The following is a 14,884-nucleotide window of genomic DNA, read 5'->3' as shown; positions in this document are numbered from 1 at the left end:
CGGCGCGATCGTTCAGCCGCCGGTCAGCAGCTTCAGGTCGGCCATCGGCCGCGCGCCGACATGACCGATCACCTCGGCGGCACAGATCGCGCCCAGCTTCAGGCTCGCGGCCAGATCGTGACCATGCGTCTGGCCGTGCAGAAAGCCCGCCGCGAACAGGTCACCCGCGCCCGTGGTGTCGACCACCTGATCGACCGGCTCGGCGGCGACCGTCACCCGCTCGCCACCGCGCAGCGCCATCGCACCCCGCTCGGCAAGCGTAACCACCAGCGTCTCGACCTGGTCCGCCACCGCCGCGACCGCCGCCTCGACGTCGGCCGTCTCGGTCAGCGCCATCAACTCGGACTCGTTGGCGAACAGCAGGTCGATCTGTCCGTCCGCGATCAGCTGGAGGAAATCCGCCCGGTGGCGGTCGATGACGAACTCGGCGGAGGTGGTGAACGCCACCTTGCGCCCCGCTTCCTTCGCCACCGCGATCGCCGCGCGCATCGCCGCGCGCGGCTCCTCCGGGTCCCAAAGATAGCCCTCGATATACAGATAGGCCGCGTCCGCGATCAGCGCCCGGTCCAGCGCGGCCGCCGGTAGGTAATGCGACGCCCCCAGAAACGTGTTCATCGTTCGCTGCCCATCGGGCGTGACGAAGATCATGCATCGCCCCGTGGTCGGCTGCCCCGCTCGCGCCTCGACATCGAAGCGGATGCCACCGGTCCGGATGTCGCTCGCGAACGTCGCCCCCAGATCGTCGTCGGCGACCTGGCCGATAAAGGCGCAGTCGGACCCCAGCATCGCCATGCCAGCGACCGTATTCGCCGCCGAGCCGCCAGACACTGTCTGCCCCGGCCCCATCTTGGCATAGAGCGCGTCCGCTTCCTCTGGCGAGAAGACCAGCGCCATCTGGCCCTTGGTCATGCCGTTGGCGGCGATGAAGCCGTCGTCGGCGGGGGCGAGAATGTCAACGATGGCATTGCCGATCGCGACCACGTCGTAGCGCGGTGCGTTCAGAGGGGGCTGGGTCAAGCTGAACTCCGGATGGCGAAAGCCGGGCCTCTAGCCGCGTCGGCGCGGGCGCGATAGTCGCAAGCCCATGAAACCGACCCTGCTGACGGCCGCCACGGCCCTGGCGCTGACCGCGTGCGCCACCGGCATGCCCCACCCTGCGTCGGTCGCCATCGCGCCGGTGGTGAACTATACGGCGATCGGGCTGGAGCGCGTCATCGGCCAGGACGCCACCGCGCTCGTCCGCCTGTTCGGGCAACCCGATGCGGAGGTCCGCGAAGGCACCGCGCGCAAGCTCCAGTTCCAGGGGCCGATCTGCGTCCTCGACGCCTATCTCTATCCCAAAGGAACCGAGTCCGCCCGCGTCACCTATCTCGATGCGCGCCAGCCCGACGGCAGCCCCATCGACCGCGCCAGCTGCGTCGCGGCACTGAGCCGCCGCGACGCCGCCCGCTGACCCGCTAGACCGCGCGCCGGCCGGTAAACAGCTGGATCAGACCGACCACCAGCGCCACGACGAGCAGCAGGTGGATCAGCGAACCACCAATGTGGACCGCGAACCCGAGCAGCCAGAGCACGAGTAGGATGACGACGACGGTCCACAGCATGGCAGCGGCCTTTCAAGCGGGTTGAGGTGCAGGGGTAACGCCGATCGTGTCGCTACCGTTCCATTCCGCCAGCACCCCGGCGTCGATCTCGCCCGCCGCCCGCCATCGCGCCGCGTCGAGGCCCGCCGGATCAAGCCGACCGAGCGCCCAGATGGCCGCCCCGCGCACCACCGCCGCCGGATCGTCCAGCAACCCCCGCACCGGCGCGACCAGCGCGACATCGCCGCCGTTCCCCGCCGCGATCAGGCAATTGCGAACGAAGCGATCGCGCCCGATCCGCTTGATCGGCGATCCCGAGAATACCTGCCGAAACCCCGCATCGTCCAGCCGGAGCAGATCGGCCAGCGCCGGCGCGGTCAGCTCCGCGCGCGGCTGGAACGCGATCTGCGCCTGCGCGGCGGCGGCAAACTTATTCCACGGACACACCGCCAGGCAATCGTCGCAGCCATAGATGCGATTGCCGATCGCTCGCCGGAACTCGGAGGGTATCGGCCCGGCATGTTCGATCGTCAGGTAGGAGATGCACCGCCGCGCATCGAGCCGATACGGCGCCGGAAAGGCGTCCGTCGGACACGCCCGCTGACAGGCATCGCACGACCCGCACGCCGCCGGCCCCGGCGCGTCGGGGGTGAGCGCCAGCGTCGTATAGATCGCGCCGAGGAACAGCCAGCTTCCCTCGGTGCGGCTGACCAGATTGGTGTGCTTGCCCTGCCACCCCAGCCCCGCCGCCTCCGCCAGCGGCTTCTCCATCACCGGCGCGGTATCGACGAAGACCTTGAGGTCGCAGCCCGCCTCGGTCGCCAGCCAGCGGCCCAGCGCCTTCAACTGGCGCTTGACCACATCGTGATAATCGCCGCCCTGCGCATAGACGGAGATGCGGCCCACGCCTCCTTCGCCCGCCAGCCGCAGCGGATCGGCAGCGGGCGCATAGCTCATCCCCAACGCGATGACGCTCCGCACCTCCGGCCACAGCCCCGCCGGCGAGGCGCGCTGATCGGCGCGGCCCTCCATCCAGATCATGTCACCGTGACACCCTTCGGCCAACCACTGCCGTAGCCGCTCGCCCGAACGCGGCGCCGCGTCGGCCGGGGCTATCCCGCATGCCGCGAAGCCCAACGTCGCCGCCTGCGCCTTGATGCGATGTTGAAGGTTGTCAGCCGCCACGCCCACCCGCTACCACGCCGGCCTTCGATCAGGGTAGAGTGCGCGCGTGAACAACGACTTGGCCGTCTGCGCCGACCACATCGTCAAACGCTATGGTGACCGGGAGGTGGTGCGCGGCGTCGATCTGGCCGTGCCACGCGGCAGCATCTATGGCGTGCTCGGCCCCAACGGCGCGGGCAAGACGACGACGCTGCGTATCCTGCTCGGCATCATCGAACCCGACGGGGGCACCCGCCGCCTGTTCGACACCGCGCACCCGCGCGACGCGGGCGACCGCGTCGGCTACCTGCCCGAAGAGCGCGGCCTGTATCCCGCGATGAAGGCGCGCGAGGCGATCGCCTTTATGGGGGCTTTGCGGGGCCTGCCGTGGCGCACCGGCCGCGCACGGGCGGTGACGCTGCTGGAGGCGGCGGGGCTGGGCCACGCGGTCGACACCAAGATCCGCAAGCTGTCGAAGGGCATGGCGCAACTCGTCCAGCTGCTCGGCTCGGTCGTGCATCAGCCCGACCTGCTGGTCCTCGACGAACCATTTTCCGGCCTCGACCCGGTCAACCAGGAGCGGCTGGAGCGGCTGATCGTCGGCGAGCGCGATCGTGGCGCGACCGTGCTCTTCTCCACCCACGTCATGGCCCATGCCGAGCGGTTGTGCGACCGGCTGGCGATCATCGCCGGTGGCAAGCGGCGGTTCGAGGGCACCGTCGCCGAGGCGCGCGCCACCCTGCCCGAGCGCGTCCGCTACACGCCGCGCGACCGTGCCGACGCCGCGGCGCCGCTGCTGCCCGCCGATGCGGTCCGCGACGGCGACGGCTGGCGGTTCCAGATGCCGGCGGAGGGGATCGAAACGCTGCTCGCCCGGCTGATCGCGGCCGATCACGGCATCGCCGGGTTGCAGATCGAACGGCCGGGCCTCCACGACGCCTTCGTCCGCATCGTCGGGGAAGCCGGCGCATGAGCAAGTCCCGCCGCTTCCTGCGCCAGATGCTGACGATCGCCCGCCGCGATTTCGTGGCGACGGTGTTCACCCCGATCTTCCTCCTCTTCCTCTTCGCCCCGGTCATCATGGGCTCGTTCGGCGCGATCGGCGGGCTGGGCGCACAGTCCGCCGCCTCCGGGTCGATCGAACGCAGCCGCGTCGTCGCCATCGTCCCCGACCCGCTCGCGCGACCGATGGCGGAGGCCGACACCCGCCTTCGCGGCGCGTTCCGCGAGCGCGAGGAAGCGCCGGCGGAGCTGATGACGCTGCGCGCCGGTGCCGACCCGGCGGCGCAGGCGCGCGCGGCGTTCGCGGCGCACGACTATGACGCCGCCGCCGTGCTGTTCGGCCCGCTGGATCGCCCGCACATCCTCTATGGGCCTCGCGCCGATCGTGCCGCGCGCTATCTCGAGCTGCTCGCGCAGACCACGCTGGCGGCGCAGCAGCTCGGCGGCACGATGCCCCGCGTCGACGCGATCAAGGTCGAGACCGCCCGCGCGCGCGCGTCTACCGGCGGCCGCAACCAGTCCGCTTTCCTGGCGGTGTTCGGCATCTTCTTCCTGACGCTGTTCCTCGCCGGCCAGGTCGTCGGCACGATGGCGGAGGAGCGCAACAACAAGGTGATCGAAGTGCTCGCCGCCGCGGTGCCGCTGGAGGCGGTGTTCGGGGGCAAGCTGGTCGGGATGTTCGGCGTCGCGGTGCTGTTCGTCGGGTTCTGGGCGGCCGTCGTGGGCCAGATCGGCGCATTGATGCCGGCGGGATTTGCCGCCGGTCTGTCGGAGATCGCCCCGGCGGTCGGCGGGCCGACCTTCGCGCTGCTGTTCTGCGCCTATTTCGCGATGGCGTATCTGCTGCTCGGCTCCGTGTTCCTGGGCGTCGGCGCGCAGGCGACGACGATGCGCGAAATCCAGATGCTGTCCTTGCCGATCACGGTGCTGCAGGTCGGCATGTTCGCGCTCTCCACCGCCGCGGCGTCGCGTCCGGGCAGCGGGCTGGCGCAGTTCGCGGAGATGTTTCCGCTCTCCTCCCCCTTCGCGATGGCCGGCCGTGCCGCGAACAGCCCGACCTTGTGGCCGCACGCCGCCGCGCTGGCGTGGCAGGCGTTGTGGGTCGTCATCTTCATCGCGGTCGGCGCTCGCCTGTTCCGGCGCGGCGTGCTGCAATCGGGCAGCGCCAAGCCCCGATGGCGGATGGCGCGGCGGCGCCGACGGGCTATTGACACTGGTGTAAGTTAGGGCATTCTCCTAGCCAAAAGGAGAGTCCCCGCCATGGCCACCCTCGCGCCCGATACCGCCCCGACCGCCCCGGTCGATCCGCTCGACGTCAGCCGGGCCGAGTTGTATCGCGACGATACCTGGCCCGCGCCGTTCAAGCGCCTGCGCGCCGAAGCGCCCGTCCATTATTGCGAGAAGAGCAGCTTCGGCCCCTATTGGTCGGTCTCGACCTACAAGCCGATCGTCGAGGTCGAGTCGCTCCCCGACCTGTATTCGTCCGAAGCGGGCGGCATCACGATCGCCGACTTCATGCCTGACAACGACGTGCGGATGCCGATGTTCATCGCGCGCGACCGCCCGGTCCATACCGGCCAGCGCCGCACCGTCGCCCCCGCCTTCGCGCCATCCGAAATGCAGCGGATGGCCACCGACATCCGCCAACGGACCGGCGAAATCCTCGACAGCCTCGAATGGAACAAGGAGTTCGACTGGGTCGACACGGTATCGGTCGAGCTGACGACGCAGATGCTCGCGATCCTGTTCGACTTCCCGTGGGAGGACCGGCGCAAGCTGACCTTCTGGTCCGATTGGGCCGGCGATATCGAGATCGTCAAGGACGAGGAGTCGCGCAAACAGCGGCTCCAGTACATGTATGAATGCGGCGCCTATTTCCAAAACCTGTGGAACGCGAAGGTCGGCAAGCCGCAGACGCCGGACCTGATCTCGATGATGATCCATTCGGACGCGATGGCAGAGATGGATCACTTCGAGTTCATCGGCAATCTGATCCTGCTGATCGTCGGCGGCAACGACACGACGCGCAATTCGATGTCGGCGCTCGCCTATGGCCTGGACCTGTTTCCGGAGGAGCGCGCCAAGCTGGAGGCCGATCCGTCGCTGATCGGCAATACGACGCAGGAGATCATCCGCTGGCAGACGCCGCTCGCGCACATGCGCCGCACCGCGACCGCCGACGCCGAGCTGATGGGACAGCAGATCAAGGCGGGCGACAAGCTGGCGCTGTGGTACATCTCCGCCAATCGCGACGAGAGCGTGTTCGGTGACGACGCCGACATCCTGCGCGTCGATCGGCCCAACGCCCGCCGCCACCTCGCCTTCGGGCACGGCATCCACCGCTGCGTCGGCGCCCGGCTGGCGGAGATGCAGATCGGCATCCTTTTGGAAGAGATGGCGAAGCGTCGCATGCGGGTGAACGTCGTCGGCGAGCCCACCCGCGTCGCCGCCTGCTTCGTCCATGGCTATCGCAAGCTGCCGGTCGAGATCACCCGCTATTGACGTGACTTAGTCGGTATCGCGTCTTCATTAGGGTGCCGATCGTACCTACCTTGGCGTAAGCGTGATGGAGTAGGGTCATGGTCGATCGTCGTGAGTTGCTGGGTTGGAGCGTGCTTGGCGCGGTCGGCGCCGTTCTCGGCGGTTGCGGCGGGGCGGCCGCGGCGCCGCCCGAGCGGTTCGCGGTGACGATGTCGGACGCGGCGTGGAAGCAGAAGCTCGGCGCTCAGGCCTGGGCGGTGCTGCGTCATGAGAGCACCGAGACGCCCTTCACCAGCCCGCTCAACAACGAACATCGCGCCGGCACCTTCCACTGCAAGGGCTGCGCGCAGCCGGTCTTCGCGAGCCGCACTAAATTCGACAGCGGCACAGGCTGGCCCAGTTTCTGGGCGCCGCTGTCCGGCGGTGTCGCGACCAAGACCGACAGCAGCCTGTTTCAGGAGCGCACCGAGGTCCATTGTCACCGCTGCGGCGGGCATCTGGGGCATGTGTTCGACGACGGGCCGAAACCGACCGGCAAGCGCTATTGCATGAACGGCATCGCGATGACCTTCGCGCCGGCGCGCGCGTGATCGGCGATCGGTGAGCGGGGATGCCAGGGCGCGGGAGACTTCGCCCCGGCGAGGATCGACGGCGCAGCTTTCCCACGCCGGACCTGACCCTCCTTCGTCATCCCGCCCTTGAGCCGGAATCCCGCGTCCTCTGACGGAAAAATAAGCAGCGGAACCCCGGCTCAAGGCCGGGGCGACGGGATGGCTGGCACTACGAAGTATCGGAACTGCGACGCCAGCGATTTGCCAGCATCAAGACCCGCGAGGATTGCTCAGCCCTGCGGGACGTGGCCGGTGGCGGCGACCAGCGTCGGCGTCACTTCCGCACCGTCTGAATAGATGAAGCCCCTGGTCGGGTAGCTCGACGTGCCCATCGCCCGGCCGTACTGGACGCGCACCTCGCTCCAGTCGCCCGCGGCCGACACGTCGATCGCGCGGGCGCCATGCTCGACGCCGCCGCGGCGGGTCCAGTTGGCGTGGTCTAGCAGAACCTCGCGGTCGCTGACGACTTCCGACACGGTCGCGACATGGCCGACGCGCATCTTCCGCGTCGCCTCGAACGCCAGCACCGCGCCGACCTTGGGCGTGTGTCCGCGCGCATAACGGCCGGCGGCCTGACCCCACCAGGTGTTCGCGTTGCCACGAATCTGGATGCCCGAGATCGAGCGGGCATAGGTGACGCACTGCCAGAACTGGGCCGACGCCGGTGCGGACGTCATCAGGGCGCACGACACCACCAGCGCGAAACGCGCTGTAAAACGAGATACTTGCACTTGAACCCCCCGGCTCAAAAGGCTGCTGTTGAGCCTTCGCTACGGGCGCATGGTCACGTCACCAAGACATTGGCGTTGAGCCGTTTACCAACTCCGACGAGTTGTGCGGTGCGGCGAACGCCCTTCCTGACTCCCCGATGAACCGTTTCGGGTCAGCGGTGAGCGGATCGATGGCAGCGAATCGATGGGATCAATGCGGGCCGGCGTCCACCACCGGCGCGCCGGCCAGCTTGCCCAGCCGCGCCTCGTGCTCGGCGCGGCCGAACGGAAAGCGGCTGAAGAAGAACGCACCGATCAGCGCGAGCCCGACATAGACCGACGCGTAGACGATCGTCAGCCGATCGATCGTCGCCACGTCCACCGTTCCCGGCTTCGCCCCGACCGGAAAGTCGGCGATCGCAAGGATGATGCTGGCGAGGAAGATGCCGATCCCACTCGTGCATTTCTGGACGAAGAACGAACCCGCGAAGAACACGCCTTCCGACCGACGCCCGGTCTTGGCCTCCGAATCCTCCACCACGTCGGCCATCATCGACGCGCCCAGGATGAAGCCCGCCACGCTGCACGCGGTGCCGACCGCGACCACCACGAAATAGAGCGGGAAGAAGGCGGGCGTTCCCGGCACGGGGAACAGCCCCGCCAGCCGCAGCCAGAACGGCGCGGTCTGCACCGTCGCCGCGCCCAGCCCGAACGCGACCGCCCAGCCCGCCTTGCTGCCACCGCGCGCGACACGGGGCGCGATCACGAAGGCCGTCGCCGCGCCGAGCATCAGCGCGAAGATCAGATAGACCAGCTGGACGCCGTGCAGCATCCACACGAACGCGTAGAAATAGTTGGACAGCGCATAGCCGATCCCCTGGATCGTATAGGCGCACAGCCCCGCCATCATCAGGATCGCGAACGCGCGGTTGCGGATCGACTCGAACAGCTCGGCGAAGCTCTCGCGCAGCGTGCCGGTGATCGCGGGCGGCTTGGGCAGGTTGGGGATCTCGCGATGCGTTCCCGCCGCCGACACCAGAATCGCCACCGCGATCACGATCGCGCCGACCATGCCGAAGGTCGCGAACGCCGCGCGCGGCGCCGCCGCCGGCACGGGCGCGAGGATCGACAGATACGCCGCCAGCATCATGCCCAGCCCGCCGGCCCAGCCGAACAGATAGCGGTACGCCATGATCCGCGTCCGTTCGTCGTAATCGCTCGACAGCTCGGGCGTCAGCGCCACCGACGGCACCTCGTAGCAACTGACCGCCGTCCGCACGATCACCGCGCAGACGAACAGCCACACCAGCAGCCCGGTCTCGCCGAGCGACGCGGGCGGCGACCACAAGGCGGTGTACCCGACCGCGATCGGCACCGCCGACCCGTACATCCATGGGTGACGCCGCCCCCAGCGGCTGCGCGTCCGGTCGGATAGGAAGCCGACGGCGGGATCGATAAAGGCGTCGAGCACCAGCGCGCACATCACGACGAACCCGACCGTCGCGGCCGGCACGCCGAGCACGAGATTGTAGAACAGGAGCAGGAAGGTGCCGAACCCCTGATCCTTCACGCCATAGGCGATCGAGCCGAGGCCATAGGCCGACATGATGCCGCCGCTCAGCCGCCGCTGCGGCGGGGTCGACAGGGCGACGCTCACCGGAATTGCTCCAGCGCGCTCAGCATCGACGGCGCGGTGGGGTCCCAGCTCGCGCGGGTGCCGACCAGCATGCCGCCGTCGACCAACAGGTGCGTGCCGGTAACGAAGCTCGCATCCTCGCTGAGCAGGAACGCGACGGCGGCTGCGATGTCCTCCGGCCGGCCGGCACGCTTGACCGGCTGCGCGACCGCGGCGTTGCCGGCGATCATGCCCTTGACCGTCTCGCGATGCTCGTCGGCGACGCCGACCGCGCTGGTGAAGATGTTGGTGACGATGAAGCCCGGCAGCACCGCGTTGACGCGGATGCCATGCTGCGCCAGTTCCGCCGCCCCGACGCGCGACAGGTGCATCACACCCGCCTTGGCGGTCGAATAGGCGATCGGCGCATAGCCGGAGCCCAGCGCCGAGATCGACGAGATGTTGACGATCGCGCCGCCGCCGCGCGCCGCCATCAGCGGCGCGGCGTACCGCATGCCCATGGCGACGGAGCGGAGCAGCAACGCGTACGTGCGGTCCCAGTCCTCGGCCGCGATCTCGTCGATCGTCGCGCGCGCGCCGCCCGCGCCGGCATTGTTGACGAGCAGGTCCAGCCCGCCGCCCTCGCCCGCCGCCGCGATCAGCGCCTCGATCTGCGCCGCGTCGGTCACGTCGGTGTGCCGAAAGGCGATCCGTCCGCCGGAAATGTCGGCCAGCGCCTGCCCGCCCACCTCGTCGATGTCGCCGACCAGCACGGTCGCGCCCTCGTCGGCGAGCCGCAGCGCGGTCGCGCGGCCGATCCCCGACGCCGCGCCGGTAACCACCGCGCGCTTGCCCTCGAACCGCATCGCTCTCTCCTTTGTCCGAAAGCATAGTATGGTGCCGCACCCGGTCAACCGGCGCGCGGTTGGAAAAACGGGTTTGCTCGCTTGCGGGCGGCGGGACGGCCGCTTACCAACGCGCCATGGCGCTCGACCCGGAAACCTTCGCCCAGCTGATCGACACCGTCCGGCGCTTCGTCGCCGAGCGGCTCCGCCCGCTGGAGGCCGATGTCGAGGCGAACGATGCCATCCCCGACGCCGTCGTCGCGGAGATGAAGGAGATGGGCCTGTTCGGCCTGTCGATCGCGGAGGAGCATGGCGGCCTCGGCCTGACCATGACGGAGGAATGCCGCGTCGCGATCGAGATGGGCCGCACCACCCCGGCCTTCCGCTCGACCTTCGGCACCAATGTCGGGATCGGCAGCCAGGGTCTGGTGATGGCCGGGACGCCCGAGCAAAAGACGCAGTGGCTACCCCGCATCGCATCCGGCGAAGTGGTGACCAGCTTCGCGCTGACCGAGCCCGACGTCGGCTCCGACTCCGGCAGCGTGAAGACGCGCGCCGTGCATGACGGTGACGTTTATCGACTGTCGGGGACGAAGCGCTACATCACCAACGCCGACAAGGCGGACCTGTTCACCGTCATGGCGCGCACCGGCGAAGAGCCGGGCGGGCGCGGCGTCTCCGCCTTCCTGGTGCCGCGCGACCTGCCCGGCATCACGATCGGCGAGCCCGAGAAGAAGATGGGGCAAAAGGGCGCCAAGGTCGCGGACGTCAATTTCGACGATGTGCCCGTGCCCGCCGCGAATATGCTCGGCCAGCCCGGCGAGGGCTTCAAGATCGCGATGCGCGTGCTCGACCGCGGGCGACTGCACATCTCGGCGGTGTGCGTCGGCGTCGCCGAGCGGCTGATCGCCGACTGCGTCGCCTATGCTTCCGACCGCAAGCAATTCGGCAAGCCGATCGCCGAGCATCAGCTGATCCAGGGCATGCTCGCCGACGCCAAGACCGAAGCGCTCGCCGCCCGCGCGCTGGTGCTGGAAACCGCCGACAAAAAGGATCGCGGCGAGGACGTGGTGCTGGAAAGCGCCGCCGCGAAATACTTCGCCAGCGAGATGGTCGGCCGCGTCGCCGATCGCGCGGTGCAGATCTATGGCGGCGCGGGCTACATCGCCGATTACGGCATCGAACGGCTCTATCGCGACGTCCGGCTGTTCCGCATCTACGAAGGCACCAGCCAGATCCAGCAGATCATCATCGCCCGCGAGACGTTGAAGCGCGGCGGATAGGAGAGACCATGGACACCACCAACCTGTTCCGCCTCGACGGTCGCGTCGCGCTCATCACCGGCGGGTCGCGCGGGATCGGCAAGATGATCGCCGCCGGCTTCATCGCGCAGGGCGCCAAGGTCTACATCTCGTCGCGCAAGGCCGCCGCCTGCGAGGAGACGGTGGCCGAACTCGGCCCGAACTGCATCGCACTGCCGCAGGACGTGTCGACCGTCGCCGGCTGCAAGGCGCTCGCCGCGCAGTTCGCCGAGCATGAATCGAAGCTCGACATTCTCGTCAACAACGCCGGCGCGGCGTGGGGCGTACCGTTCGAGGAATTCCCTGAAAAAGGGTGGGACAAGGTCATGGACCTGAACGTCAAGTCGCCCTTCTTCCTCACCCAGGCACTTCACGAGGCGCTGAAGGCCGGTGCGTCGCACGAGCGGCCGGGCAAGGTCATCAACATCACCTCGATCGACGGCCTGCGCCTCAATCCGTGGGAGACCTACAGCTATCACGCCTCCAAATCGGCGCTGATCTATCTCACCAAGCGGATGGCCGCGCGGCTGATCCAGGACTCGATCAACGTCACCTCGATCGCGCCCGGCGCCTTCGCCAGCGAGATGAACCGTGCCGCACGCGATCACGGCGACTCGGTCGCACAGGGCATCCCGGCGAAGCGGATCGGCGTCGACGAGGACATGGCCGGCGCGGCGATCTTCCTCGCCAGCCGCGCGGGCGACTATGTGGTCGGCGACACGATCGTGGTCGACGGCGGTCTGGTCAACGCGGCGGTGGGGACCAGCATCGAGGGGTGAGCCGGGACGGCGCCCGGTCTCAATGCGGCTTTGCCGGGCGCAGATGCAGGAGGCCCGCGACGATCGCGCCGACGACCAAACCCACGATCGCCGAGCAGATCGCGGTGATCGCCCAGACGACCGCGCCGTTGTCGCCCGCGACCCCGTGCGACAGGCCGTGAACGAGGTGCTCGGGTGCCGTCCAGCCGAAGGCGGCGGCGCCGTGGATCAGGATGCCGCCACCGACCCACAGCATCGCCGCGGTGCCGACCAACGCCAGTGTTTTCAGGAGCACCGGCATCGCCCGCACGAGGCCACGCCCCAGGCGGGCCGCTCCACCGCCCCGAAGGGACAGGTTCAGGCCGATGTCGTCGATCTTCACGAGCACGCCGACGACGCCGTAGACCGCAACGGTCACGAGGAAGCCGACCAGCGCCAGCACCATCGCCTGCACGCCGATCGACTCGCGCCCGAGCTCGTTCAGCGTGATGACCATGATCTCGGCGGACAGGATGAAGTCGGTGCGGATCGCGCCGCCGACCTGGCGTTCCTCCAGCTCCTGCGGCGAACCGATCGCCGCGACCGGCGCGGCCTCCTCACTACGGTGAAAGGCGGCCAGGATCTTCTCGGCGCCCTCGAAACTCAGATAGACGCCACCGATCATCAGCAGCGGCGTCAGCGCCCACGGTGCGAACGCGCTCAGCAGCAGCGCGACCGGCAGGATGAAGATCAGCTTGTTCCGCAGCGACCCCACCGCGATCCGGAAGATGATCGGCAGTTCGCGCTCCGGCGGCAAGCCGACGACATAGCCCGGCGTCACCGCCGCATCGTCGATGACGACGCCGGCGGTCTTGGCACCGGCGCGACCCGCCGCGGCGGCGACGTCGTCGACGGACGCCGCCGCCAGCCGCGCCAGCGCCGCCACGTCGTCCAGCAAGGCGAGCAGACCACCCGGCACTCAGCTTTTCCCTGGGCGCCCGAGCGCGGTCATCGCGCGATCCCGCCGGCCGCGAGCACGGCCAGCGTTACCAGCTCGCTCGCCGTGGCGGTCATCGGCGCGATCTGCACCGGCTTCTCCAGGCCGATCAGCATCGGGCCGATCATGTCGTCGCCGCCCAGTTCGCGGAGCAGTTTGGCGGAGATATTCGCCGATTGCAGCCCCGGCATCACCAGGATGTTGGCCGGCCCCGACAGCCGCGCGAAGGGGTAATTCGCGAGCTGCTTGGGGTTGAGCGCCACGTCGGGCGCCATCTCGCCCTCATATTCGAAGCCGACCTGCCGCCCGTCGAGCACGCCGACGGCGGCGCGGACGCCCTCCAGCCAATTACCCGCCGGGTTGCCGAAGGTGGAATAGCTCAGAAACGCGACGCGCGGTTCATGCCCCATCCGGCGCGCGACGGCGGCGGTCTGTTCGGCGATGTCGGCGAGTTCCTCCGCCGTCGGTCGCTCGTTGACGGTGGTGTCGGCGATGAAGACGGTATGGCTCTGCCCGACCAGGATGTGGATGCCGAACGGGGTCCGCCCCGGCTCCGCGTCGATCACACGCTTGATCTCGCGCATCGACTGCGCCCAGGTGCGCGTGACGCCGGTAATCATCGCGTCCGCTTCGCCCAGCTGGAGCAGCACGGCGCCGAAGATGTTGCGGTCCTGATTGATCATCCGCTCGGCGTCGCGCCGCAGATAGCCGCGCCGCTGGAGCCGCTCGTACAGGAAGTCGACCATGCGCGGCACCAGCGCCGAGGTGCGGCTGTTGTGCAGCTCGTAGTCGGCGGGATCGACGCCCAGCGCGCGGAGGTTGTCATAGACCTCCTCGCGCCCGACCAGCACCGGCGTGCCGTAGCCGCCCTCCTGAAACGCGATCGCGGCGCGCAGCACCACTTCCTCCTCGCCCTCCGCGAACAGCACGCGCTTGGGGTGCGCGCGCGCGCCCTCATAGGCGAGGCTGAGCACCGAGGTGGTCGGGTTGAGCCGCGCGCGCAGCGACTGGCGATAGGCGGCGAGGTCGAGGATCGGCTTGGTCGCGACGCCGGAGTCCATCGCCGCCTTGGCGACGGCGGCGGGCACCACCTCCATCAGCCGGGGGTCGAACGGCGCGGGGATGATGTATTCCGGGCCGAAGACATGACGCACGCCATAGGCGACCGCCACTTCCTCCGGCACCCGCTCGCGCGCCAGCTCGGCGATCGCGGTCGCGGCGGCGATTTTCATCTGGTCGTTGATGCCGGTCGCCCGCACGTCCAGCGCGCCGCGAAAGATGAAGGGGAAGCCCAACACGTTGTTGACCTGGTTCGGATAATCCGACCGGCCGGTGGCGACGATCGCGTCGGGCCGCGCCGCCTTGGCGAGTTCGGGCCGGATCTCCGGCTCCGGGTTCGCCATCGCGAAGATGATCGGCGCCTTGGCCATGTCCTTGACCATTTCGGGCTGCAGCGCGCCCGCCGCCGACAGGCCCAGGAACACGTCCGCCCCGACCAGCGCCTGCGTCAGATCGCGCGCGTCGGTGGCGGCGGCGTGCGCCGACTGCCACTGGTTCACGTCCTCGCGGCCGCGATAGATCACGCCCTTGCGGTCACACAGGATGACGTGATCGCCGCGCACGCCCATCGCCTTGATGAGTTCGGTGCAGGCGATCGCCGCTGCCCCCGCGCCGTTCACCACCACCCTGATCTCGTCCAGCCGCCGCCCGGTCAGCAGGCAGGCGTTGATGAGGCCGGCGGCGGTGATGATGGCGGTGCCGTGCTGGTCGTCGTGGAAGACGGGGATGTTCATCCGCTCGCGCAAGGTCTGCTCGATGATGAAGCATTCAGGCGCCTT

15 protein-coding genes are annotated in these 14,884 nt (G+C 69.0%); 7 read left to right on the top strand and 8 right to left on the bottom strand.

Annotation, left to right across the window (positions count from 1 at the left end; all coding sequences use genetic code 11):
• Positions 1-12: 12 nt before the first annotated feature.
• Positions 13-1,002, bottom strand: coding sequence for an adenosine kinase (locus tag ACOFKS_RS00075; RefSeq protein WP_419807287.1), 990 nt, complete (start codon positions 1,000-1,002; stop codon positions 13-15).
• 82 nt (positions 1,003-1,084) lie between these two features.
• Between ACOFKS_RS00075 and ACOFKS_RS00070 the strand changes: the two genes are divergently transcribed.
• On the top strand, positions 1,085-1,453 hold the full coding sequence (locus tag ACOFKS_RS00070) for a hypothetical protein (RefSeq protein ID WP_419807209.1): 369 nt from the start codon (positions 1,085-1,087) through the stop codon (positions 1,451-1,453).
• Positions 1,454-1,457: 4 nt separating this feature from the next.
• On the opposite strand, the gene ACOFKS_RS00065 is transcribed toward ACOFKS_RS00070, so the two are convergent.
• Together ACOFKS_RS00065 and queG are read right to left on the bottom strand one after the other, a co-directional pair.
• A complete protein-coding gene (locus tag ACOFKS_RS00065) occupies positions 1,458-1,604 on the bottom strand; it encodes a lmo0937 family membrane protein (protein ID WP_419807208.1) in 147 nt (48 codons plus the stop codon).
• Positions 1,605-1,616: 12 nt separating this feature from the next.
• Positions 1,617-2,768 carry a tRNA epoxyqueuosine(34) reductase QueG gene (gene queG, locus ACOFKS_RS00060; protein WP_419807207.1) on the bottom strand — a complete coding sequence of 384 codons (1,152 nt, stop codon included), beginning with the start codon at positions 2,766-2,768 and terminating at the stop codon, positions 1,617-1,619.
• 46 nt (positions 2,769-2,814) lie between these two features.
• On the opposite strand from queG, the gene ACOFKS_RS00055 reads away from it, so the two are divergent.
• From ACOFKS_RS00055 to msrB, 4 genes are all read left to right on the top strand, one after another.
• Positions 2,815-3,720: an ABC transporter ATP-binding protein gene (locus ACOFKS_RS00055; RefSeq protein ID WP_419807206.1), complete on the top strand. Its 906-nt coding sequence runs from the start codon at positions 2,815-2,817 to the stop codon at positions 3,718-3,720.
• Positions 3,717-4,976 carry an ABC transporter permease gene (locus ACOFKS_RS00050; RefSeq protein ID WP_419807205.1) on the top strand — a complete coding sequence of 420 codons (1,260 nt, stop codon included), beginning with the start codon at positions 3,717-3,719 and terminating at the stop codon, positions 4,974-4,976. Before ACOFKS_RS00055 ends, ACOFKS_RS00050 begins: the two co-directional genes overlap by 4 nt.
• Before the next feature lie 33 nt (positions 4,977-5,009).
• Positions 5,010-6,251, top strand: a complete 1,242-nt coding sequence (locus ACOFKS_RS00045) for a cytochrome P450 (protein WP_419807204.1) — start codon at positions 5,010-5,012, stop codon at positions 6,249-6,251.
• A 77-nt stretch (positions 6,252-6,328) separates the two neighbouring features.
• Positions 6,329-6,820 carry a peptide-methionine (R)-S-oxide reductase MsrB gene (msrB, locus tag ACOFKS_RS00040; protein ID WP_419807203.1) on the top strand — a complete coding sequence of 164 codons (492 nt, stop codon included), beginning with the start codon at positions 6,329-6,331 and terminating at the stop codon, positions 6,818-6,820.
• Positions 6,821-7,071: 251 nt separating this feature from the next.
• Here the strand turns inward: msrB and ACOFKS_RS00035 are convergent, their stop codons facing one another.
• The 3 genes from ACOFKS_RS00035 to ACOFKS_RS00025 form a co-directional block, all read right to left on the bottom strand.
• Positions 7,072-7,518 carry a CHAP domain-containing protein gene (locus tag ACOFKS_RS00035; protein ID WP_419807202.1) on the bottom strand — a complete coding sequence of 149 codons (447 nt, stop codon included), beginning with the start codon at positions 7,516-7,518 and terminating at the stop codon, positions 7,072-7,074.
• Positions 7,519-7,762: 244 nt separating this feature from the next.
• A complete protein-coding gene (locus ACOFKS_RS00030; RefSeq protein WP_419807201.1) occupies positions 7,763-9,208 on the bottom strand; it encodes an MFS transporter in 1,446 nt (481 codons plus the stop codon).
• Positions 9,205-10,032, bottom strand: a complete 828-nt coding sequence (locus ACOFKS_RS00025; RefSeq protein WP_419807200.1) for an SDR family NAD(P)-dependent oxidoreductase — start codon at positions 10,030-10,032, stop codon at positions 9,205-9,207. Before ACOFKS_RS00025 ends, ACOFKS_RS00030 begins: the two co-directional genes overlap by 4 nt.
• Positions 10,033-10,148: 116 nt before the next feature.
• On the opposite strand from ACOFKS_RS00025, the gene ACOFKS_RS00020 reads away from it, so the two are divergent.
• Both ACOFKS_RS00020 and ACOFKS_RS00015 read left to right on the top strand, forming a co-directional pair.
• Complete coding sequence (locus ACOFKS_RS00020; RefSeq protein WP_419807199.1) at positions 10,149-11,294, top strand: acyl-CoA dehydrogenase family protein; 1,146 nt, start codon at positions 10,149-10,151, stop codon at positions 11,292-11,294.
• An 8-nt stretch (positions 11,295-11,302) separates the two neighbouring features.
• Complete coding sequence (locus tag ACOFKS_RS00015; protein WP_419807198.1) at positions 11,303-12,091, top strand: SDR family oxidoreductase; 789 nt, start codon at positions 11,303-11,305, stop codon at positions 12,089-12,091.
• A 19-nt stretch (positions 12,092-12,110) separates the two neighbouring features.
• Here the strand turns inward: ACOFKS_RS00015 and ACOFKS_RS00010 are convergent, their stop codons facing one another.
• Together ACOFKS_RS00010 and ACOFKS_RS00005 are read right to left on the bottom strand one after the other, a co-directional pair.
• Positions 12,111-13,028 carry a DUF808 domain-containing protein gene (locus ACOFKS_RS00010; protein ID WP_419807197.1) on the bottom strand — a complete coding sequence of 306 codons (918 nt, stop codon included), beginning with the start codon at positions 13,026-13,028 and terminating at the stop codon, positions 12,111-12,113.
• Positions 13,029-13,057: 29 nt separating this feature from the next.
• The coding region (locus tag ACOFKS_RS00005; RefSeq protein ID WP_419807196.1) for a phosphate acyltransferase at positions 13,058-14,884 on the bottom strand (1,827 nt) is incomplete at its 5' end.

Origin of the sequence: Sphingomonas sp., assembly GCF_965200135.1 — a bacterium.
GTDB lineage: Bacteria > Pseudomonadota > Alphaproteobacteria > Sphingomonadales > Sphingomonadaceae > Sphingomonas.
Note: the sequence above shows the minus strand (reverse complement) of the source record. Positions and strands in the feature narration are given on the sequence as shown.